This is a genomic window from Kiloniella spongiae, assembly GCF_001026905.1.
Classification (GTDB): domain Bacteria; phylum Pseudomonadota; class Alphaproteobacteria; order Kiloniellales; family Kiloniellaceae; genus Kiloniella; species Kiloniella spongiae.
The window spans coordinates 100,345-121,379 of the sequence record NZ_LAQL01000009.1; the positions used below are offsets into that span (position 1 = coordinate 100,345).

Consider the following 21,035-nt stretch of genomic DNA (forward strand, 5'->3'; position numbering starts at 1 on the left):
GGATTTAATTCCATAAAACATTAATTTTTTCCCAAAATGTAACAAGGAATTAAGAAAATAAACAAGCGATAACAGAATCAGCATATTATTCGTTAGCTCTCCTTTGCGGGCTCTTCATTTTTCCATTTCATCGGACAGTACGTCACACCTTCTTTCTCCGCCCAATCATCAAGGGCGACAAAGCCATGTGAGCAATAAAAATCATACCCTTGAGAAGACGCATTTACGAACAACTCGCTGGGGGACAAAGTCATAATGACACGCCGTAAGAGCTGTGTCGCCAGATGGCGCTTTTGTGCATAATCAACGATGAACAGAAGAAGAATTTGATGACCATTAATTTCTAAATAACCCGAAACCTGATCATCTTTTTCCTGCACCAAAAGTGCTTTTGACCCTGTCACCAACCTCTTCAGAATTTGATCAAATGACATATAATCCAGAAAATCTTCCCAGCCCTTTTCATCAAAGTCCGAAGCAATACTCCTTTTTGCTTCCGTGATCACCATTTCGGATACGTCTTCGATATCATCGATCCCGCAAGGCCTTATTATTCTGCCATCATCTAGCAAAACGATTTCCATAAAAGACATAAAGCTCCCCTACTGATCAACAAGCCTTGGTAATGGTTCTCAAGCTAATACTTCGCAGTATTAATTATCAGTATTCTTCAAAAGAATGAAAAAACAGTATCTTCGGCATACTAAAAATAATTATGACCAGGATTCCACCAAATATTAGTGACTGACATTGTTGTCGTGACACAGGACTGATATTGTCCCGCAAAATCAGAGAGTATTTAGGGAACTTAGAATCTCTGGGATCTAACCTATTAAACGAAAGATCAAAATATGGCCTTCGATAGTGATCTTCTTGATCGTGCTGAATCCAAGTGTGAGCTATGTAGTGCATCTGATGACTTAGCTGCCTATGATGTTCCACCGCATACTGACGGTACCCTGGAACAGCGTATTCTGCTTTGTGGAACTTGCCATAAACAAGTTAGCCAAGAAAGCGATCTTGATGTCAATCACTGGCGCTGTCTGAATGACAGCATGTGGAGCCAAACACCAGCGGTGCAGGTTGTCGCATGGCGCATGCTGACACGTTTAAATAACGAAGGTTGGGCGCAAGATCTCCTCGACATGCTCTATCTGGATGAGGAAACATTATCTTGGGCTCAATCAGGTATTTTGGCCCCTGCCGAGAACGAAAATACGGTAAAGCACCTTGATTCGAATGGCACTGTTCTTGAAGCCGGCGACACAGTCATCCTGATCAAAGATCTGAACGTCAAAGGCGGTGGCTTTACTGCCAAAAGAGGGACTGCAGTTCGGGGAATATCCCTGGTTCCCGATACCCCTGAACATATCGAAGGTCGTGTTAATGGGCAGCAAATCGTTATTTTGACTAAATACGTCAAAAAATCATAGTATGAATTCAACATCTATGATGAATTGTTAATAATAATCAGCATTGTATCCTATTGCGACACCTTCAATCGAATAGGATACATACAATGTGCTGTTACGTAAGGCTAGAAGAGCGACCTGCTTCGAATTCTCTTTCAGGGGATGAGATTTTCGAAATTATACAGGATGGTATAAGGAAGAAATCTACTCTGCACCAAGCAGTTTCCATTGAGTATGATACCCAGGAACAACCCACAAATGCCCACAACTCGTCAAGAAGTTCACGTACCTCATGGCATTGATAGTATTTCAAAAATAATTAAATTTGAAGCCTATCTCACAGACAACATAACAACTCTACAATCGACACATACTGCCATTGGCAACAATGAAGAAGATTACGCAATTGCCAGTTGGGTCAATACAACACATGTTGTTATCTCACCGGGGCGAGACCAATCTCATCTAACCAGTGGACATGCAATCATAGAATACACCAAGTAAATTCTTTTCCCCGCGATGCCAAGCCAGCTTCGCGGGGCAATTCATTATGACACTTTCTTCTTACGCCGATTACGTGACAACATATTAAGCAGTTCCACAAAAGCAGAAAAAGCCATCGCCGCATAGATATACCCCTTGGGTACATGTACTCCGAAACCATCTGCGATCAAGGTCATACCAATCATCAAAAGAAAGCCTAGCGCTAACATTACAATCGTCGGGTTCGCCTCAATAAAACGTGATAGAGGGCCCGCAGCAAACAACATAGCAATGACAGCAATGACAACTGCAATAACCATAATTGGCACATGATCTGTCATCCCGACGGCCGTGATGATGCTGTCGATTGAGAAAACAAGATCAAGAACAAGAATTTGTCCAATCACTGCTGCAAAGCTGCTTACAACAGCACCTTTGACATCAGTGTCACCATCTTCAGGATCAACACTATGATGAATCTCCTTGGTTGCTTTCCAGACTAGGAATAAACCACCCGAGATCAGAATGATATCCCGCCATGAAAAACTATGGTCAAACAAAGTTATAACCGGTTCCACAAGCTGGACAATAATCGCAACAGTACCAAGTAGAGCAAGCCGAAAAATAAGTGCAAGACTTAGACCGATAACACGCGCCTTAGGTCTTTGTGCTTCTGGAAGCTTATTTGTCAGGATTGATACAAAGATAAGATTATCAATTCCGAGAACAACTTCCATTATAATTAAGGTAAAAAGAGCCATCCAGGCAGACGGTTCACTTAGCAGGGTGACAAGGTTTTCCATAAACTCGCTTTTAGAAGTTGAGGACGAAATAAATTTGGACAATCATCAGCTATATTGTTTAAAGGATCAACGATAAGATCAAAAAACACTTTAGACATAAAAAAAAGCCCGGGCTGGAAAGCACCGGGCTTTTTAATTCATAAACTGTCTAATCAGCCAATAGCTGTAAGCATGGCCTCAGACAATTCGATCTGTTTTCTTGCGGCGTCACGAGCAGCGTCATCTTTTGCATCGGAAAGATCTTCCTTTGCATCCTGAAGTTGCTGCTGGACTGCTGCTTTGTCAATCTCACCTATAGGCTGAGCGACTTCAGCGAGAACGGTACAGCGTTCCGTGGTTACCTCGGCAAAGCCACCGGCGACAAAAATACGCTCACTAATCTCTTTACCAGAGTAGATTGCGATCACGCCGGGACGAACCGTGGAAATCATCGGTGCGTGACGCGGCAGCACACCAAAGTCACCATCTTCACCTGGGACGACAACCATGTCGACACTTTGGGAAAGAAGTAGTTTCTCTGGAGAAACGAGTTCGAATTCGACCTGTTCTTTGGCCATTATTCTCTTCCTGCTACCTGTCTTAACGACAATTAAAGATCAGAAACCTTAAGCGGCTTCAGCGGCCATTTTCTCAGCTTTGGCAACAACTTCGCTAATGGTACCAACCATATAGAAAGCTGCTTCTGGAAGGTGATCGTATTCACCAGCAAGAATGCCTTTAAAACCGTTAATGGTATCTTCCAAAGCAACCTGAACACCAGGAGAGCCAGTGAAGACTTCAGCCACGTCAAACGGCTGTGACAAGAAACGCTGGATCTTACGAGCACGCGCAACAGTCATTTTATCTTCTTCGGATAGCTCATCCATACCCAAAATCGCAATAATGTCCTGCAAGTCTTTGTAAGACTGAAGTACACGTTGAATTTCGCGGGCAATTGTATAGTGCTCTTCACCAATAACTGATGGCTCAAGAATCCGGCTTGTTGAATCCAATGGATCCACAGCTGGGTAAATTCCAAGCTCAGCAATCTGACGAGACAAAACAGTTGTCGCATCCAAGTGAGAGAAGGTTGTCGCAGGCGCAGGGTCAGTCAAGTCATCCGCAGGAACATAAACGGCCTGAACAGATGTGATTGAACCCTTCTTCGTAGATGTAATACGCTCCTGCATGGCACCCATATCAGTACCAAGAGTTGGCTGATAACCAACCGCAGAAGGAATACGACCGAGAAGCGCTGAAATTTCAGAACCAGCCTGTGTGAAACGGAAAATGTTATCCACAAAGAACAGAACGTCCTGACCTTCTTCATCACGGAAGTATTCCGCCTGAGTAAGACCAGTCAAAGCAACACGAGCACGTGCCCCTGGAGGTTCGTTCATCTGACCGTAAACAAGCGCACATTTACTGTCGCCGTCCAGGTTGATAACGCCACCTTCAATCATTTCGTGATAGAGATCGTTACCCTCACGAGTACGCTCACCAACACCGGCAAACACAGAGTAACCACCGTGTGTTTTCGCAATGTTGTTGATCAATTCCATGATTGTCACGGTTTTACCAACACCAGCCCCACCGAAGAGACCAATTTTACCACCCTTTGAGTATGGGCAAAGCAAATCGATAACCTTAATACCGGTTACCAGAATCTCGGCATCAGTCGCCTGTTCATCGAAGTTAGGTGCAGCACGGTGAATTGGGAAAGAAGCCTTGTTTCCAATATCGCCACGTTCATCAATTGGCTCGCCAACAACGTTCATGATACGCCCCAGGGTTTCAGGGCCAACAGGAACTTTAATAGCATCACCAGTGTCAGAAACTTCCTGACCGCGCATAAGGCCGTCAGTTGCATCCATCGCAATGGTACGAACTGTGTTTTCACCCAGGTGCTGGGCAACTTCAAGAACAAGGCGTTTGCCATCATTCTGTAATTCTAGAGCGCCCAAAATTTCAGGGAGATTTCCACCTGAAAATTGAACGTCAACCACCGGTCCTAGGACCTGTGTGATCTTACCGATATTTTTATCAGCCATTTAGTGTCACTCCTTAGCCAGTGCGCTTGCCAGGGCTCTCTATATTAGAGAGCCTCTTTGGCGGAGATAATTTCAATCAACTCGTTTGTGATGTTTGCTTGACGCGTTCTGTTATACTGAATCGACAGTCGATCAATCATCTCGCCAGCATTACGTGTCGCACTGTCCATAGCAGACATACGAGCACCGTGCTCACTAGCGGCATTTTCAAGCATCGCTTTGAAAATCTGGATTGAAATATTGCGGGGCAATAAGTCACTCAGGATTTTCTCATCCGATGGCTCATAATCGTAGATACCACCATCAGCAAGGCCAGACGCATCTGCATCGCCCTCTGCTTCAAACGGGATCAACTGTTGAGCAGTAGGAATTTGAACGATTACAGATTTGAACTTCGCATAGAAGATCGTGCAAACATCAAATTCGCCGGCATCAAACATTCTCAACACGTAATCAGATACGGTCGCAGCTTTATCAAAACCCAAACTAGGCTTTGCAATATCTTCAATCGTATCAACGATATTAGGTCCAAATTCACGTCGTAGCTGATCACGAGATTTACGACCAATACAGTAAAACTTTACAGTTTTACCAGCTTTGATCAGCTCATGAGCTTTCTTGCGAGCTTCTTTCACAATATTAGAATTGAAGCCACCACAAAGACCGCGGTCTGCCGCGGCTACGATGAGTAAGTGAACGTCATCTTTACCTGTTCCAGCAAGAAGAGGAGATGCTCCAGGCTGTTTTCCTGCAGAGGCAGCAAGAGAACCTAACATCCGTTCCATACGCTCTGCGTATGGTCGGGATGCTTCAGCTTGTTCTTGTGCACGGCGCAGTTTAGCCGCAGCAACCATTTTCATGGCTGAAGTGATCTTTTGCGTTGATTTAACGCTAGAGATCCTAAGTTTCAGATCGTTTAAGTTTGCCATGTCGTTATTCGTTTCCCACAGCCATTAAACTCTGGATTGCCAATCCGTTAAACAAAAGTCTTGGCAAAATTATCCATAAAGGATTTTAGCTTGCCTTCTGTATCAGCAGAAAGAGCTTTATCTTTACGAATAGCTTCCAGAATGTCTTGGCCATTGCCACGAATTTCAGAAAGAAGTTTTTCTTCGAAGTGACCGATCGTTTTCACGTCAATCGCATCAAGGTAACCCTTCACACCTGAGTAGATAACAACAACCTGCTCTTCAACCGTCAGCGGTTTGTACTGAGGCTGTTTGAGAAGCTCGACCAAACGAGATCCACGAGCCAACAGACGCTGAGTAGCTGCATCGAGATCAGAAGCGAACTGAGAGAAAGCTTCCATTTCACGATATTGAGCGAGCTCAAGTTTAATACTACCGGCAACTTGTTTCATAGCCTTGATCTGCGCTGAAGAACCAACACGGGAAACCGATAGACCAACGTTAACAGCTGGGCGGATACCTTTGTTGAAGAGGTTCGTTTCAAGGAAGATCTGACCATCAGTAATCGAAATCACGTTGGTCGGAATAAAGGCAGATACATCACCGCCCTGAGTTTCGATCACGGGAAGAGCAGTCAAGGAACCTGCACCGTGTTCGTCGTTCAATTTACATGAACGCTCAAGTAGACGGGAGTGAAGGTAGAAAACGTCACCAGGATAAGCTTCACGTCCAGGAGGGCGACGAAGAAGAAGGGACATCTGACGATAAGCAACAGCCTGCTTGGACAGATCATCATAAACGATCACAGCATGCATTGCGTTGTCGCGGAAGTACTCGCCCATTGCTGCACCAGTGTATGGAGCAAGGAACTGAAGCGGTGCAGGGTCAGACGCCGTCGCAGCAATAACGATGGAATATTCCATAGCGCCATTATCTTCGAGTGTCTTAACCAACCGGGCAACAGTAGAACGTTTCTGACCAACAGCAACATAGATACAGAAAAGCTTTTCGCTTTCGCTAGAAGCAGCATCGTTAGTAACTTTTTGGTTCAGGATCGTATCAAGAGCAATCGCAGTTTTACCAGTCTGACGGTCACCGATGATAAGCTCACGCTGGCCACGACCGATTGGAATAAGACTATCAATAGACTTAATACCAGTCTGCATTGGTTCATGAACAGACTTACGTGGAATAATGCCAGGGGCCTTTACTTCCACACGAGTACGTTCAACATCCTTAAGAGGACCTTTACCGTCAATCGGATTACCAAGACCATCGACAACGCGACCAAGCAGACCTTTACCTGCAGGTACGTCAACAATAGAGCCAGTACGTTTGACTGTATCGCCTTCTTTAACACCACGGTCATCACCGAAAAGAACGACACCAACGTTGTCGACCTCAAGGTTTAGGGCCATGCCCCGAATACCGTTAGCAAATTCCACCATCTCGCCAGCCTGAACATTGTCCAGACCATAAATGCGAGCCACACCATCACCCACAGAAAGAACTTGGCCTACTTCAGCCACATCAGCGTCAGCGCCGAAGTTTTCAATCTGGTTTTTGAGAATGGTAGAGATTTCAGCGGCGCGGATATCCATTACCCAACCCCTTTCATCATCAATTCAAGTCTCTGAAGTTTTGTACGCAAGGAGCTATCAACCATGCGGCTACCAACCTGCACAATCATGCCCCCGATTAATGTTTCATCGACAGTTACGTCAACTTCGACAGATCCACTAACAGAAGTTTTCAACGCATCTGCGATTGCCTTCTGCTGTGTTTTAGTTAATTCGTGTGCTGCTGTTACTTTAGCCCGAACTTCACCGCGGCGACGCGCCAGTTCCGCCAAATAGGCGTCTGCCATGTCTGCCAAAACCGCAAGTCGACGATTTTCAGCAACGACCAGTACAAAGTTACGTGTCACATCATTGACGCCCGCTTTGTCGAGTATTGCAGAAAATGCTTTTACTTGCTGATCGCGTGTATAGAGCGGAGAGCTGAGCAAATCCTGAAGCTCAGAGCTAGCAGAAACGAGTTGTTTCAAGCCAGCCAGATCTTCAGCCACTGCATCCAATGCAGATTTTTCCTCGGCAATTCCCAGCAGCGCTAACGCATAGCGCCCTGCCAAGCCATTCAAGCTAGTGTTTTCGCCTGCCAAGCCGATTGCCCCCAAGATAAACCAGAAATTGACCCTGCCCGAACAGGTCGCATTTCAGTGAAGCCGAAATTCTTTCGATAGGAAAAGTACAATTAGTACTAATCATCAGGCGCGGGTTTGGTATCACAGACATAACAGGGTTTCAAGCGAGTCAGACGAAAGATTCGACCTTTTATGAGACTCTTTTTCGCAACTGCGGTGAAATGTGCCCACTGCAATCCCAGTGAAGTCCCTGTTTATCCTTGGAAATACGTCAATTAAATACCCTATTTTTTAATCGTAATTTTACGAAAAAAACTTTTACTGCTAAATCTTCGCCACTTTATGAGATTAATTACGACATTCAGAGTGCGTAATTAAGGAGGGCCTTCAAGCCGAAAACAGTGAGATATCCGAGAAGGAACGTATGTGACGTGACCATACTGCTTTAGAAACTAAAGACCAGAAACTAGAGAAAAGAGTATGGGTCAATATCGACAATGACTTTGATTCGTGACGGTGCTTTAAGTTGGGCCAACCAGCTTCGCGCTATGCCCTGCGGGGCAATAGTTCTTTTGCTCATGATCAAGAATCGCCGCCTGAACTTTCCACGCAACAAAGCAAGTGGTGCAGGCGCAGGTCCCAAAATTTGCGCTCCGTCGATCTGGGGAATCGATCTGGCAAGGCTGGCACAGAAATTATCCAACTCGCTTTCATCAGGGCCAGATACGATAACAGCTGCCAAACGTCCAAAGGGGGGCAAATGACCACGCGCTCTCGTCTCTGCTTCAATTTCCAGAAACTTGTCGCGGTCTCCCTCTTTCAGAGTCTGCATCACAGGGTGCTTGGGATCAGAGGTTTGCAGTAGCACCCGCCCTTTGTGTTCGGCACGCCCGGCACGCCCGGCAACCTGATGCAACAACTGGAAGGTTCGCTCAGCAGCTCTTAAATCACCGCCAAACAAACCAAGATCGGCATCCACTACGCCGACGAGCGTTAGAAAAGGGAAGTGATAGCCTTTTGCCACAACCTGTGTACCGACCAGAAGATTAACTTCTCTATTCTGGATACGATCAACCATCGCTTTGGTTGCCGCAGGTGACGTCATAGTATCACTGGCCATCAAAGCAACATTTGCCTCGGGAAAAAGCAACTTAGCCTCTTCTACGATTCTCTCAACCCCCGGACCGCAGGGAACGAGAGAGTCTTCAGCTTCACAAGAAGGACAATTCTCAGGCAATGAAGCAGAAAAGCCACAATGATGGCACTGTAATCGCCGGAACCGTCGATGTTCAACTAACCAAGCCGTACAATGCGGGCACTGCAATCGATGACCACAGGTTCGACAAAGTGTAAGCGGGGCATACCCCCTACGGTTCAGGAAGAGCATCGCCTGCTCGCCAGCCTCGAGAGTTTGGCGAATAGCCCCACGAAGTGCCTGTGATAACCAACCGGGACCAGATTGTAGTCGCTCTGGCTTGTCAAAACGCAGATCAATCAGCTCAACATCCGGCATCCCAGCGCCACCGTGACGCCCAGGAAGAATCAAACGCTCGTAACGCCCGTTCTGCACATTAACCATCGTCTCAAGCGCCGGGGTTGCAGATGCCAAAACAATTGGACAGCTACATCCCTTTGCCCGAACAACTGCCATATCTCTTGCGTGATAATAAACGCCGTCTTCCTGCTTAAAGGATCCCTCATGCTCTTCATCAACAATAATAAGTCCGAGATCACGATAAGGAAGCATCAAAGCCGAGCGCGCACCAACCACAACTGGCGCCTTACCCGCAGCAACCGCGCGCCAGGTTTTCCGCCTCAAAGCAGGAGTCAGGTCTGAGTGCCACTCAGCAGGCGCAACCCCGAATCGTTTTTTGAACCTATCTAACCACTGACTAGAGAGCGCAATTTCAGGCAACAACACCAATGCCTGCCGCCCTTCTTTTATCGCCGCCTCTATAGCTTCAAAATAAACTTCCGTTTTACCCGATCCGGTAACACCGTCCAGAACAACAGTTGAGAAAGCTTGATCCTGAACCCTGCTGACCAAATCATCCGAGGCAGCCTTTTGATCAGGTGATAACACAGGCCCTACTGCATCAGGTTTTGGTACTGAGAAAGAAAAATCGGGTGCATCAAAATAGCTTTCAATCAAGCCAAGTTTTTCTAACCCCTTAACGACAGAACTGGAAACACCTGCTTCTCTTGCCAGATCAGCCAAAGTCCAACCGCCGCTATCAGTGATAACATCGATCACCTTCTGTCGGGCGCTTGTCAGACGAGGTTTCCCCGTATCAGCGTCACCTTCTTCTTTGGGATTATCAGTAACCAGACGATAAAGTTTTTGTCCTACCAGATTTTCCAGCGCCTGAGGAACAGACAAAGCCATTTTGAGAACAGAACCTTGCGGAGAAAGGGTATAGTTCGCAACCCATTCGACAAATTTCCGCAGCTCCTCTCGTAGTGTTGGGACTTCAGAGACTTCAGCAATTTCTTTTAATTTTTTTAGGGGAACATTCTCATCCGCGACACCATCCCAAACAACACCCGGCAAGATACGCCGCCCGACAGGAACCATTACAACTTGCCCCGGTTCTAATTCTACCTGAATTCCGTCAGATCCATAGGGTAAGAGGTAATCATAAGGCCTTTCGATAGGAAGGATAACCTGCACCCGGCAACGAAGAGGTTGTTTATTCATCTCCTCAAATAAAGCCTGTCCTTGACCACCATCCTGCACGAATCGTTATCCCTTGCGCTAAAAAATTATGTCCTAGCCTTTGCCTATAGAAGCTTCAATGACAAGGAAGAAAAATCAGAAAGCTGCTCATTAAGATATAAACGATACGCCAAGACTCTATCGTTCACTTTCCCTTCGCACATTCATGATTTATATATACAGGAACTCTGGACCTCAGGCAGTAACACGCTATCTTACGGACAGACAACATGCTCTGTTATCCTGGAAAGCATTTCCGGGTAAACACCAGAACGATACATATTATTACAGGATTGATTGATGGAATTCTTTATCGACACTGCGGATATCGACGAAATTCGCGAACTTGCTGCAACTGGCCTTGTTGACGGTGTAACGACAAACCCGTCCCTGATCGCGAAAAGTGGCCGTCAGTTTATTGAGGTTATCAAGGAAATTGCCGACGTTGTACCCGGTCCCGTAAGTGCAGAGGTTACATCGCTTGAATATGACGGCATGATTTCTGAAGGTCGCAAGCTGGCCGCAATCGCAGACAACATTGTGATAAAACTTCCACTTACACCGGATGGACTGAAAGCCTGTAAAACTTTCTCAGACGAAGGCATCGACACAAACGTAACGCTTTGTTTCTCTTCCGCTCAGGCTTTGTTGGCTGCAAAAGCTGGCGCAACATACATTTCGCCGTTCATCGGTCGCCTTGATGATTTGGCGCAAGATGGCCTGATGCTGATTTCTGACATCGTTGAAATCTACAGTGCCTATCCGGATATCAGTACGAAGGTTCTGGTTGCCTCTACACGCAGCCCACTTCATGTGGTTGAGGCTGCGAAAATGGGTGCCGATACAGCAACAATTCCACCTGCTGTGCTTCGTGCAATGTTCAAGCACCCATTAACTGACAAGGGTTTAGAATCCTTCATGGCTGACTGGAAAAAAACCGGCCAATCCATCCTCTAAAAGTGGTGTAGGACAAGATTATGAGCAGCCCTTCTCAGGATGTAGAGACAGATCAAGCCAAAGAACCTCTCATCACTGCGCGTCACGTCGAAAAATATCTTCGGCAACATGCGGATTTTCTGGTGCAACATCCCCAGGTCATAGACACCCTTGAGATACCCGGAAAAACAGAAGGGCGCGGTCTTGCAGATCTTCAACAGCACATGATCGAAAAGTTGCGCAATCAACTTGCTCAGGTAACCAGAGAGCGCGATGTCGTCATATCAAGAAGTCATCACAACAAGCTGACTCAAGACAGAACCCATCGGGCTGTAACAGCTTTGATTTCTGCAAAAAACTTCGAACATCTTATTGATATTATCAGCACAGAGCTTCCCATCATCATGGGGATGGACGCGATCGCCATTGGCGTCGAACAACCCGGTGACGCGGATGTTGCCGCCCCCGTAGAAGGTATATCCTGCCTCCTCCCAGACATGGTGGATGGATTGATTGGCAGTGGGCAGCCCGCAGTTCTGCGCAGTCACATACAAGGCGATGTCTGCCTTTACGGCACTATGGCGCCCCTTATCCAATCCGATGCTTTGATCAGGCTCCATATCTCATCGACAACCCCGCCTGCCATGCTGGCGTTCGGGTCACAACGAGACGATCAATTTGAACCTGGCCAGGGCACCGAACTAATTCGCTTCATAGGTTCGGTTGTTGAGAACACAATCAGAACCTGGCTTAAACTGCCTGAATAATTAGCACATAAAGGGAAGAACCATAAAAAAGGCATCAAAAAAAATATCCAAAATAGATCTTACTGTTCTCCCCTGGAATGACGATATCCAAACTGCTTTTGAAGATTGGCTCAGTTGGCATCGCAACGAAAAAAGATCTTCGGACAAAACAATCGAAGCCTATGCGCAAGATATTCGGGCCTTTCTAAAGTTTCTTGCCGAACACAGTGGTCATACCATTACCCTAAAATCCATGGATCAACTTCACATCCGTGACTTTAGATCATGGCTTGCTGCCCGAAGCGGACAAAATTTAAATAAAACCTCAACAGCCCGCGCACTGTCTGCTGTCAGAGGGCTGTTTAAATGGATGAACAAACAACAGCTGATCAATAACCATGCCCTTGATATTCTCCGCACACCGAAAAAAACACATGCCGTCCCCAAGGCCCTCACCAAAGAAGAAGCCCAACAGGTGATGGGTCAAAGCCCTGAACTACAGAGCGACACATGGGTTGGTCTGAGAGATCAGGCAGTTCTCCTTCTTCTCTATGGGTGTGGCCTACGCATTTCTGAAGCGCTGGATTTAAATCAGGAAGACGCACCACGGAGAGGGCAAGATTCTCTTCGTGTTATGGGAAAAAAAAACAAAGAACGTTTGGTGCCAATGCTACCTATTGTTGCTGATGCCATAGCAAGCTACCAAGCCTCTTGCCCCTACCCAAAAGGCCAAGGGTCTCCCCTTTTCTTTGGGGTAAAAGGAAAACGGCTTTCGCCAAGAATTATACAGCTCCAAACACAAAAGCTTCGTGGCTTACTTAATTTGCCAGAAACAGCAACGCCGCACGCCCTTCGTCATAGCTTTGCCACCCACCTGCTTTCCAACGGCGGCGATCTACGAGCCATACAGGAACTACTGGGTCATAATTCTCTCTCGACAACACAGCGCTATACCGATGTCGATGCCGACGAATTGCTAAAGGTGTACGACAAAGCTCACCCCAGCGCGAAAAATAACACTTAATGGGCTTGCCCTTGTGACAAGGGTTTTAGACGGCCAAACTTATGAATAATCAACGGCCCTAGAAGCACGCCGATGCCCATTGTAGAAAAGGCAGCTGCCCACGCCAAGGTACTTTCTGATCCACCAAACAAATCCAGTACTGCCCCGAAAACTATCGGCGACAACGATCCCGCCGCAAAGCCCGCGAGTGATTGCAAGGCCATCGTTGCCCCTTTCCTTTTGGGATCAGAATTGGCAACAACACCTGACGTTAGAGAAGACGAATCAGCTGTTGCGGATATGCCATAGATCGTGAAGACCGCGATAACAACGACAAAAGGCAAGCTGGCAGAAAATCCAATCCCAAAGCCAATCAGAGCTGATGCGCCCATTACCACTGTTAATAACTTGCGGCGCCCAAAACGTACCGAGAACTCATTGCCGATTACACTCGCCGGAAGACCTAACAAAAAGACCCACGAGGCAATTTGCGTTGGACTCCAATCAAAACTTCCCGCTGGCTGTAAAGAGAGAGAAAAGACAAGGAACGCAACTAACCAGGCTCGAAGGGCAAAAAGCTCCCACAAATGTGCTGCATAGGCGAGAATATAACCAAGGGCAGGTCGGTTGGTGATAACTGGTTTGAAATTAACAATCTCACGAAAGGGGATATGCTCTTCAGGTTTCAGGCCTTTGGAAACAAAAAGCAGAACGACTAACCAAGCAAAGAAGCTGCCAATACTCGCAACAATGAACGACCATTGCCATCCCAAGAGTTCCCAGACCTCCCCCGCCACAAAAACGGAGACACCGGTTCCAATGGCAAAGTGCGCCGTATAATAGGCCACAGCCCTACTCTGTTCTTTCTTCCCATGAATAAGGTCAGTTAATAACTTAAGGCCAACCATATAAGTACCGGCAAGACTGATTCCGGCAAAAAGCCGAAAGAACATCGCCCCCCAGAACCCACCGGCCAAGAAAGCAAAGCCGAGAGCGGCCAGACCTCCCAAAGCCATAGAGTAAAGATAAATTCTTCGGGCGTCTTCACGATCAGTAAAAGCAACAAGTAGAGGAACAGCCGCTGCATACCCCCCATAGTAAATACCGCTAATCCAACCGATTTCGGTATTATTGAGTTGCCATTTTTGTTGAAAAAGAGTGATCAAGGCCGAAAAGGTTGCATTATCCAACATCCCCAACACCTGAGAAAGGCACATCACTGCAATCAATAGTGTCGCTTTTTTAGCTGTGCTTCCGTCAAGCATTTATCCAACCCCAAATCCTATCGCCTGATGATAAGCCGCGTTGACCCTAAATTGTCCAGACTTAATTCCGCTCATAGCAAGGAAACACCATCAAATGATCTGGAATCAAAAAGGGCAGCACAAGGCTACCCTTTAACCGTATAAACGGAAGTTCTTAGGTTAATATAAAACCTAAATATGAATTGCGCGCCTATCAACTGCCAGAGCAGCTTCTTTAACGGCTTCACTCAAACCTGGGTGCGAGTGACAGGTTCTGGCAATATCTTCTGCAGAACCACCAAATTCCATCACAGCCACAGCTTCGGATAATAACTCACCCGCAGCAGGTCCAATAATATGAACACCAAGGACTTTATCACTTGTTGCATCAGACAGGATTTTTACCTGCCCGTCTGATTCACCCATGGCACGTGCACGGCTGTTGGCGCTGAAGGGAAACTTACCAACGTTGTATGCAACGCCAGCTTCTTTCAAGGCTTCTTCGCTTTTACCAACGGTGGCAATTTCAGGATGCGTATAGACAACACCAGGTACCAGTTCGTAATTTACATGACCTTTTTGACCCGCAAGGGTTTCCACACAGGCAACACCATCTTCTTCTGCTTTATGCGCTAACATTGGACCGGGAACACAATCGCCAATCGCGTAGATACCATCGACAGAAGTTTTGAAATTACCATCCACCTGAATCACGCCACGTTCCATAGCAACACCAAGCTCTTCCAAACCAAGGCCGGATGTATAGGCACGACGTCCAATAGAAACCAGAACAGTATCAACCTCTAGCTCTTCAACTTTACCTTTTTTAACAGATTCCATTGTCAGCTTAACTTTGTCGCCAACCTTATCTGCAGCAGTAACCTTCATACCCAACTTGAATTTCAAGCCCTGTTTACCCAAAACACGTTTGGCAAGCTTACCTGTTTCTTCGTCAATACCGGGAAGGATCTTATCAAGGAACTCAACAACCGTTACCTGCGCCCCAAGGCGGGACCAGACAGATCCAAGCTCCAGACCGATGACACCAGCACCGATAACGACCATGTGTTCAGGCACTTTTTTCAAAGAAAGCGCACCAGTCGACGTAACAATCTGCTCTTCATCTGTTTCAATGCCGGGCAAAGGCGTTGATTCAGAGCCTGTCGCAATTAAAATATCTTTGGTTTTGAGAATCTGTTCGCCATCATCGCTCTTTACAAGAACTTCGCCAGCTTTTGGAATAGATCCCCAACCTTTGATATAATCGACCTTGTTTTTCTTCAAAAGAAATTCAACACCTTTGGTCAGATCATCAACGACCTTGTCCTTACGTCCCAGCATTGTTTCCAGATCCAGTTCAACAGATCCTTTAATACCGTGCTCAGCAAAGTGCTTTTGTGCGTCCACAAACTTCTCAGAAGAATTCAAAAGCGCTTTTGATGGCATGCACCCAACATTCAGACAGGTTCCGCCCAATGTCCCCCTACCTTCAACACAAGCCGTTTTAAGGCCAAGTTGAGCGGCACGAATTGCAGCAACATATCCACCCGGGCCACCGCCAATAATAACCAGGTCGTAAAGAGCTTCACTCATTTTTCTAAGGATCCTTTCCGTATCCAGGGGCTACCCTGGTGAGATGCAAACCTGTAAGATGTCAGCAAGACTATTACATCAAGTCGGCTATACGCTATTTGATTTCGTTTATCTGGATAGCATAGGAAACCCGAACGATATAGCCTAGATGCAATAATTTCTCAGAAAACTGACTTTATAAGAGCCTCCCTTTAAGTAAGGAATTGTATAAAGGCCATGTTCAAGTTTCCCGAGAAAATAACGCAATAAGCTGGGTTCCGCTACTAAACAGCGTTTTATCTCAGGTGAGAATAACAACATCCCTATAGAGATCAAATATTTCTTATAGGAAACTTTTAGAAAATTCTCCACTAAAAGGTAAAACAACTATATAATAACGAGAATTCAATAAGTTGGGACAGGCTATGCCGAGCAAAGAAACACCGAGAATCGTCGAACCTAAAGCAACTATTTCAGGCGCAGAACGCACTCTGGAACCTTTGAAACTCGGTACGCGCCTTCGAGATGTCCGCAAGAACAAAAACTGGACATTGGAAGAAGCCTCTAAACGAACGGGCTTGGCACGCTCAACCTTATCAAAGATCGAAAACGATCAGATGTCACCAACCTTTGAGGTCGTACAAAAACTGGTAACTGGTATGGAGATTGATATCCCTCAGCTCTTTACCAAGGGTGACCTTCAGACAAATGTTGGGCGCAGAACCGTTACCAGAAAAAATGAAGGAAAAGAGCACCCTACAGCAACGTACCAACACGAACTGCTTTGTACAGAAATCATCAACAAACGTATGATTCCCTTCAAGAGTACAATTCGTGCCCGGTCCATGGACGATTTTGGCGAACTTGTTCGTCACAATGGCGAGGAATTTCTCTATGTTCTAGAAGGAGAACTAACTTTTTACTCTGAGTTCTACGAACCAATTTCCCTTAGCGAAGGCGATAGCCTTTATTACGATAGCGGCATGGGGCATGCTTGTATATCCACCAGTCCTCAGGACGCCATTATCATTTGGGTATCAACACCACACCTATACTAGACAATTGATATTATTAATATTTCAGGAATTTAGTTGATATCTCACATCTTTTTTATTTAAGTTACCAAATCCTATGTTGCACAAATGTTTCCGATAGGATAAAACCTCCATAATTAAAAATCGACCATACGATTTATAGAACAGCTCCCAGCAGAGTAACTCTTATCAACCAATTGAGTGCGTGATCGTCCAGCAAACACAGCGCGCCAAACAGTTTCGCTTGCTTTTAGAACAGGCGAACTAGGGGATAATTATGGAAGCACTTACAAGTATTATTAATGAAATCAACGGGATTGTATGGGGCGCTCCTATGCTTGCCCTTATTCTCGTAACGGGTCTTTTTCTACAGATCGGATTAACTTTTCTACCTCTGCGTAAAATCAGCTACGGCTTTTCTTTACTTTGGAAAGGTCGAGAGAAAACTGGTGATGACGGCGAAATCAGCCCCTTTAACGCACTGATGACATCACTATCCGCCACAATCGGGACAGGAAATATTGCCGGCGTTGCGACAGCCATCTTTATTGGCGGCCCAGGCGCGCTATTCTGGATGTGGTGTACCGCACTTGTCGGTATGGCAACCAAGTATGCGGAAGCTGTACTGGCCGTTAAGTATCGTGAAAAAGATGACAATGGCGACCACGTTGGTGGCCCAATGTACTATATTAAAAACGGTTTGGGCAAAGGTTGGTACTGGCTAGCACCTACTTTTGCTATCTTTGGATCTATTGCAGGTTTTGGTATCGGCAACATGGTTCAGTCCAATTCTATTGCTGCAGCAATCAACACATCCTTTGGACTTCCTTCCGAAGTAACAGGCGGTATTCTCTTTATTCTAACCGCAGCTGTTATCCTGGGTGGCATCAAACGCATTGGTTCTGTTGCTGGTAAACTGGTTCCAGCAATGGCGATCATCTACATTGCCTGTGGTTTGATTGTACTTGTCATCAATGCTGCCGAAATCCCAGCAGCCTTCAGTCTTATCTTCACCCACGCCTTCACACCAATTGCTGGTGCAGGTGGGTTTGCTGGTGCAACTGTTTGGTTGGCGATCCGCTTTGGTGTTGCTCGTGGCGTCTTCTCTAACGAAGCTGGCTTGGGAAGCGCGCCAATTGCACATGCTGCAGCAACAACCAACGATCCTGTTCGCCAAGGCAGTATTGCGATGCTTGGTACCTTCATCGATACCATCATCGTTTGCTCCATCACTGGCCTTGCTATTATCACCAGTGGTGCATGGACAAGTGGCGAGAACGGCGCAAGCTTGACTTCTCTCGCTTTTGAAACTGCCCTACCTGGCGTTGGTAACTACATGATTGCAATCGTGCTTTCCATCTTTGCTTTCACAACGATTCTTGGTTGGAGCTTCTACGGTGAAAAGTGCATCAGCTTCCTGTTCGGTACCAAAGCAATCTGGCCGTTCCGAATTGTTTGGTGTGTAGCTGTTTTTGTCGGTGCTTTCCTCAAGATCGATTTCGTGTGGCTACTATCTGACACGCTAAATGCAATGATGGCACTACCAAACCTGATTGCGCTTCTTCTCCTAAGTCCTGTGGTTTTCAAACTGACTAAGGAATACTTCGAAAACAAAGAAGTCGAGAAGAAAGAAAGTTAAGCGTATACCTGATAGAGGCTGGGTAATTTTTCTTTATCCAGCCTGATTACCTGCGCCAGCTCATTAACGAGCATACAAAAAGCCTCTGGTACGAAAGTATCAGAGGCTTTTTGTTAAGGTCCATTTTATCGATATTTATGATTTATGAATTAACTTTCAGCCTCGTCTTCGCTGATATCGCCTTCCTTACCTGCAGGTATGTGAATGACAAAGCCGGAACACTCCTTGTCTGCATAAGGCTTCACACGAGAAATCATTTCTTTTTTGAGAAGCTCCACCAGATGCTTTCCCACAGGTCGAAAGAGTGTCTCACCCTCACCGGGTACAGGTGGGTCAAGGCGGATCAATACAGATCGCACCTCACGACGTCGACGTTGGCGCTCAATCATTTGCCGGATGGACTCCAGCGCATGCCTCAGATCCAGGCCAGTCAGATCCAATTCAAAATCGGCATAACCACTACCGTCGATAAGATTATCCAGGTTCAGTGTACCATCGCTCATACCAACCCCCATTTTCAAACGCCCTAAAACAAGAACGTAGCAAGCATTGCTGTATCATATCTGCAAAAGATGACGGCACCAAGTAACCATTCATAAGTAGCATACAAAACAAAACAGGGAAGCCGAAGCTTCCCTGTTTCTTGCAATTCACAGTGAGCTTACATGCTCAACAAAAGGCGCTGAGGATCTTCCATACATTCCTTGATACGTACAAGGAATGTTACGGCTTCACGCCCATCAATCAAACGATGGTCATAACTCAAGGCCGTATACATCATCGGACGAACAACAACCTGCCCGTTTACAGCAATTGGTCGCTCTTCAATTTTGTGTAACCCCAAGATTGCAGCTTGCGGCATATTCAGAATTGGCGTTGAAAGCAGCGAGCCGAAAACCCCACCATTTGTAATTGTAAAGCTGCCACCCGTCATGTCATCCATGCCGAGTTTGCCATCACGCCCTTTTTTAGCAAGATCACCGAGACTACCCTCGATTTCGGCAAAGCTCTTCTTATCACAATCCCGAATAACAGGGACCATCAATCCAGATGGCGTAGAAACAGCCATCCCGATATCAAAAAAGTTGTTGTAAACGATATCATCACCGTCAATACGCGCATTCACAGATGGAACATCCTGTAACGCCTGAACAACTGCCTTGGCAAAGAAACTGTTAAAGCCAAGACGAACGCCATGCTTCTTCTCAAAAGCTTCTTTGTACTGCTTACGCGCATCCATTACTGCAAACATATCAATTTCATTGAATGTCGTCAGCATCGCAGCGGTGTTCTGAGCTTCTTTCAAACGACGAGAAATTGTCTTTCTCATCTTTGACATCTTCTCACGTGTTTCACGCTCTGGAGTTGCTGAGGCCAAAGCATTTGCTGCTGCTGGCGCAGGTGCTGTCCCAGTGGGAATAATTGGCACAGGCGCTGAAGGTGGATTCTTCAGATGTTCTAGAACATCACCTTTTGTTAAGGCACCGTCTTTGCCAGTACCCTTAATTTGATGCGGATTAAGATTGTTTTCTGCAATCAATTTTCCGACTGCTGGCGGCAATGTCATCGCAGCTGGCGAGGTATTATTCTCAAGAAAAGAAACCAAATCTGCTGTTGTGACTTTCCCCCCGGCGCCGCTCCCGGTGATTTCGGACGGATTTAAACTATCACCTGTTGCTACGGCAGCCTGGGGTGTGTCTTGTGACGGGGCCGTTGAACCAGATGTCGTGGACTTAGAAGGTGCTTTCACCCCCCCAGATCCAGGCGTAATAACACCAAGAATTGCACCAACACCAACATCTGAATCAGCCTCTGCAGCAATGGATGTCAAGACACCAGCAATGGGCGCATTCACTTCCAGTGTGACTTTGTCGGTTTCAAGTTCACAAATCGCTTCGTCCTGTGCAACAGCATCCCCAACGGACTTCATCCATTGTGCAACGGTTGCTTCAGTCACGGATTCCCCGAGAACGGGCACAGGAATTTCGACGGGATCGCCCGTTGCCTCAACAGCAGTTGGTTCTTCTGTTTTAGCAGTTTCAACCGAAGGCTCTTCTTTTGAAAGCGCTTTTTCTGATGACGAAGAAGACGGGGCGGATGCAGAAGCTGCCACCCCTTCTGCGATTGATCCCAGTACAGCCCCGACTTCAACATCATCGCCTTCATTGGCAACAATATTTTCGAGTACACCAGCAACTGACGCATTTACTTCCAATGTGACCTTGTCTGTCTCAAGTTCCACAATAGCTTCATCCATAGCAACGGCTTCGCCAGGCTGTTTAAGCCATTTAGCAACTGTTGCTTCTGTTACAGATTCCCCTAGTGCCGGAACGACTATTTCGGTGGCCATTTTTTGTCTCTATTAT

At 46.3% G+C, this 21,035-nt stretch carries 19 protein-coding genes; 7 read left to right on the forward strand and 12 right to left on the reverse strand.

Annotated features, from left to right (window positions below; all coding sequences use genetic code 11):
- Window positions 1–92 precede the first annotated feature (92 nt).
- On the reverse strand, window positions 93–593 hold the full coding sequence (locus tag WH96_RS14720) for a GNAT family N-acetyltransferase (RefSeq protein ID WP_047764950.1): 501 nt from the start codon (window positions 591–593) through the stop codon (window positions 93–95).
- Window positions 594–851: 258 nt separating this feature from the next.
- Here WH96_RS14720 and WH96_RS14725 point away from each other — a divergent pair, with 258 nt between their 5' ends.
- Together WH96_RS14725 and WH96_RS14730 are read left to right on the forward strand one after the other, a co-directional pair.
- Complete coding sequence (locus tag WH96_RS14725) at window positions 852–1,433, forward strand: PhnA domain-containing protein (protein WP_047764951.1); 582 nt, start codon at window positions 852–854, stop codon at window positions 1,431–1,433.
- A 237-nt stretch (window positions 1,434–1,670) separates the two neighbouring features.
- Entirely contained in the window at window positions 1,671–1,916 is a 246-nt protein-coding gene (locus tag WH96_RS14730; protein WP_047764952.1) for a hypothetical protein, read from the forward strand.
- A 44-nt stretch (window positions 1,917–1,960) separates the two neighbouring features.
- Here WH96_RS14730 and WH96_RS14735 read toward each other — a convergent pair whose 3' ends face one another.
- From WH96_RS14735 to WH96_RS14765, 7 genes are all read right to left on the reverse strand, one after another.
- Window positions 1,961–2,698 carry a TerC family protein gene (locus WH96_RS14735; RefSeq protein WP_047764953.1) on the reverse strand — a complete coding sequence of 246 codons (738 nt, stop codon included), beginning with the start codon at window positions 2,696–2,698 and terminating at the stop codon, window positions 1,961–1,963.
- A gap of 152 nt (window positions 2,699–2,850) precedes the next feature.
- Complete coding sequence (locus tag WH96_RS14740; RefSeq protein ID WP_047764954.1) at window positions 2,851–3,255, reverse strand: F0F1 ATP synthase subunit epsilon; 405 nt, start codon at window positions 3,253–3,255, stop codon at window positions 2,851–2,853.
- 48 nt (window positions 3,256–3,303) lie between these two features.
- Window positions 3,304–4,728 (reverse strand): F0F1 ATP synthase subunit beta, encoded by a 1,425-nt coding sequence (gene atpD / locus WH96_RS14745; protein ID WP_047764955.1) that lies wholly within the window; start codon window positions 4,726–4,728, stop codon window positions 3,304–3,306.
- Between the two features lie 44 nt (window positions 4,729–4,772).
- Window positions 4,773–5,657 carry a F0F1 ATP synthase subunit gamma gene (locus WH96_RS14750; protein WP_047764956.1) on the reverse strand — a complete coding sequence of 295 codons (885 nt, stop codon included), beginning with the start codon at window positions 5,655–5,657 and terminating at the stop codon, window positions 4,773–4,775.
- Window positions 5,658–5,704: 47 nt separating this feature from the next.
- Window positions 5,705–7,237, reverse strand: a complete 1,533-nt coding sequence (atpA, locus tag WH96_RS14755) for a F0F1 ATP synthase subunit alpha (RefSeq protein WP_047764957.1) — start codon at window positions 7,235–7,237, stop codon at window positions 5,705–5,707.
- The gene (locus WH96_RS14760; protein ID WP_047765053.1) at window positions 7,237–7,797 is read right to left on the reverse strand and encodes a F0F1 ATP synthase subunit delta; all 561 of its coding nucleotides are present in this window, start codon (window positions 7,795–7,797) and stop codon (window positions 7,237–7,239) included. The genes atpA and WH96_RS14760 overlap by 1 nt, the downstream gene beginning before the upstream one ends.
- 448 nt (window positions 7,798–8,245) lie before the next feature.
- Entirely contained in the window at window positions 8,246–10,477 is a 2,232-nt protein-coding gene (locus WH96_RS14765; RefSeq protein ID WP_047765054.1) for a primosomal protein N', read from the reverse strand.
- Between the two features lie 318 nt (window positions 10,478–10,795).
- Between WH96_RS14765 and fsa the strand changes: the two genes are divergently transcribed.
- The 3 genes from fsa (at window position 10,796) to WH96_RS14780 (ending at window position 13,201) form a co-directional block, all read left to right on the forward strand.
- Window positions 10,796–11,452, forward strand: a complete 657-nt coding sequence (gene fsa / locus WH96_RS14770; protein ID WP_047764958.1) for a fructose-6-phosphate aldolase — start codon at window positions 10,796–10,798, stop codon at window positions 11,450–11,452.
- Between the two features lie 20 nt (window positions 11,453–11,472).
- Window positions 11,473–12,198: a DUF484 family protein gene (locus WH96_RS14775; RefSeq protein ID WP_047764959.1), complete on the forward strand. Its 726-nt coding sequence runs from the start codon at window positions 11,473–11,475 to the stop codon at window positions 12,196–12,198.
- Between the two features lie 85 nt (window positions 12,199–12,283).
- Entirely contained in the window at window positions 12,284–13,201 is a 918-nt protein-coding gene (locus tag WH96_RS14780; protein WP_245629497.1) for a tyrosine recombinase XerC, read from the forward strand.
- Here the strand turns inward: WH96_RS14780 and WH96_RS14785 are convergent.
- Together WH96_RS14785 and lpdA are read right to left on the reverse strand one after the other, a co-directional pair.
- Window positions 13,198–14,445 (reverse strand): MFS transporter, encoded by a 1,248-nt coding sequence (locus tag WH96_RS14785; protein ID WP_047764961.1) that lies wholly within the window; start codon window positions 14,443–14,445, stop codon window positions 13,198–13,200. The two genes, WH96_RS14780 and WH96_RS14785, sit on opposite strands and share 4 nt — an antisense overlap.
- Before the next feature lie 171 nt (window positions 14,446–14,616).
- The gene (gene lpdA, locus WH96_RS14790) at window positions 14,617–16,017 is read right to left on the reverse strand and encodes a dihydrolipoyl dehydrogenase (RefSeq protein WP_047764962.1); all 1,401 of its coding nucleotides are present in this window, start codon (window positions 16,015–16,017) and stop codon (window positions 14,617–14,619) included.
- Between the two features lie 404 nt (window positions 16,018–16,421).
- On the opposite strand from lpdA, the gene WH96_RS14795 reads away from it, so the two are divergent.
- Window positions 16,422–17,054 (forward strand): helix-turn-helix domain-containing protein, encoded by a 633-nt coding sequence (locus WH96_RS14795; RefSeq protein ID WP_047764963.1) that lies wholly within the window; start codon window positions 16,422–16,424, stop codon window positions 17,052–17,054.
- A gap of 253 nt (window positions 17,055–17,307) precedes the next feature.
- Window positions 17,308–18,669: an alanine/glycine:cation symporter family protein gene (locus tag WH96_RS14800; RefSeq protein ID WP_047764964.1), complete on the forward strand. Its 1,362-nt coding sequence runs from the start codon at window positions 17,308–17,310 to the stop codon at window positions 18,667–18,669.
- Window positions 18,670–18,818: 149 nt separating this feature from the next.
- Here the strand turns inward: WH96_RS14800 and WH96_RS14805 are convergent, their stop codons facing one another.
- Together WH96_RS14805 and odhB are read right to left on the reverse strand one after the other, a co-directional pair.
- Window positions 18,819–19,172: a hypothetical protein gene (locus tag WH96_RS14805; protein ID WP_047765055.1), complete on the reverse strand. Its 354-nt coding sequence runs from the start codon at window positions 19,170–19,172 to the stop codon at window positions 18,819–18,821.
- A gap of 158 nt (window positions 19,173–19,330) precedes the next feature.
- Window positions 19,331–21,019 carry a 2-oxoglutarate dehydrogenase complex dihydrolipoyllysine-residue succinyltransferase gene (gene odhB / locus WH96_RS14810; RefSeq protein WP_047764965.1) on the reverse strand — a complete coding sequence of 563 codons (1,689 nt, stop codon included), beginning with the start codon at window positions 21,017–21,019 and terminating at the stop codon, window positions 19,331–19,333.
- Between the last annotated feature and the right edge of the window lie 16 nt (window positions 21,020–21,035).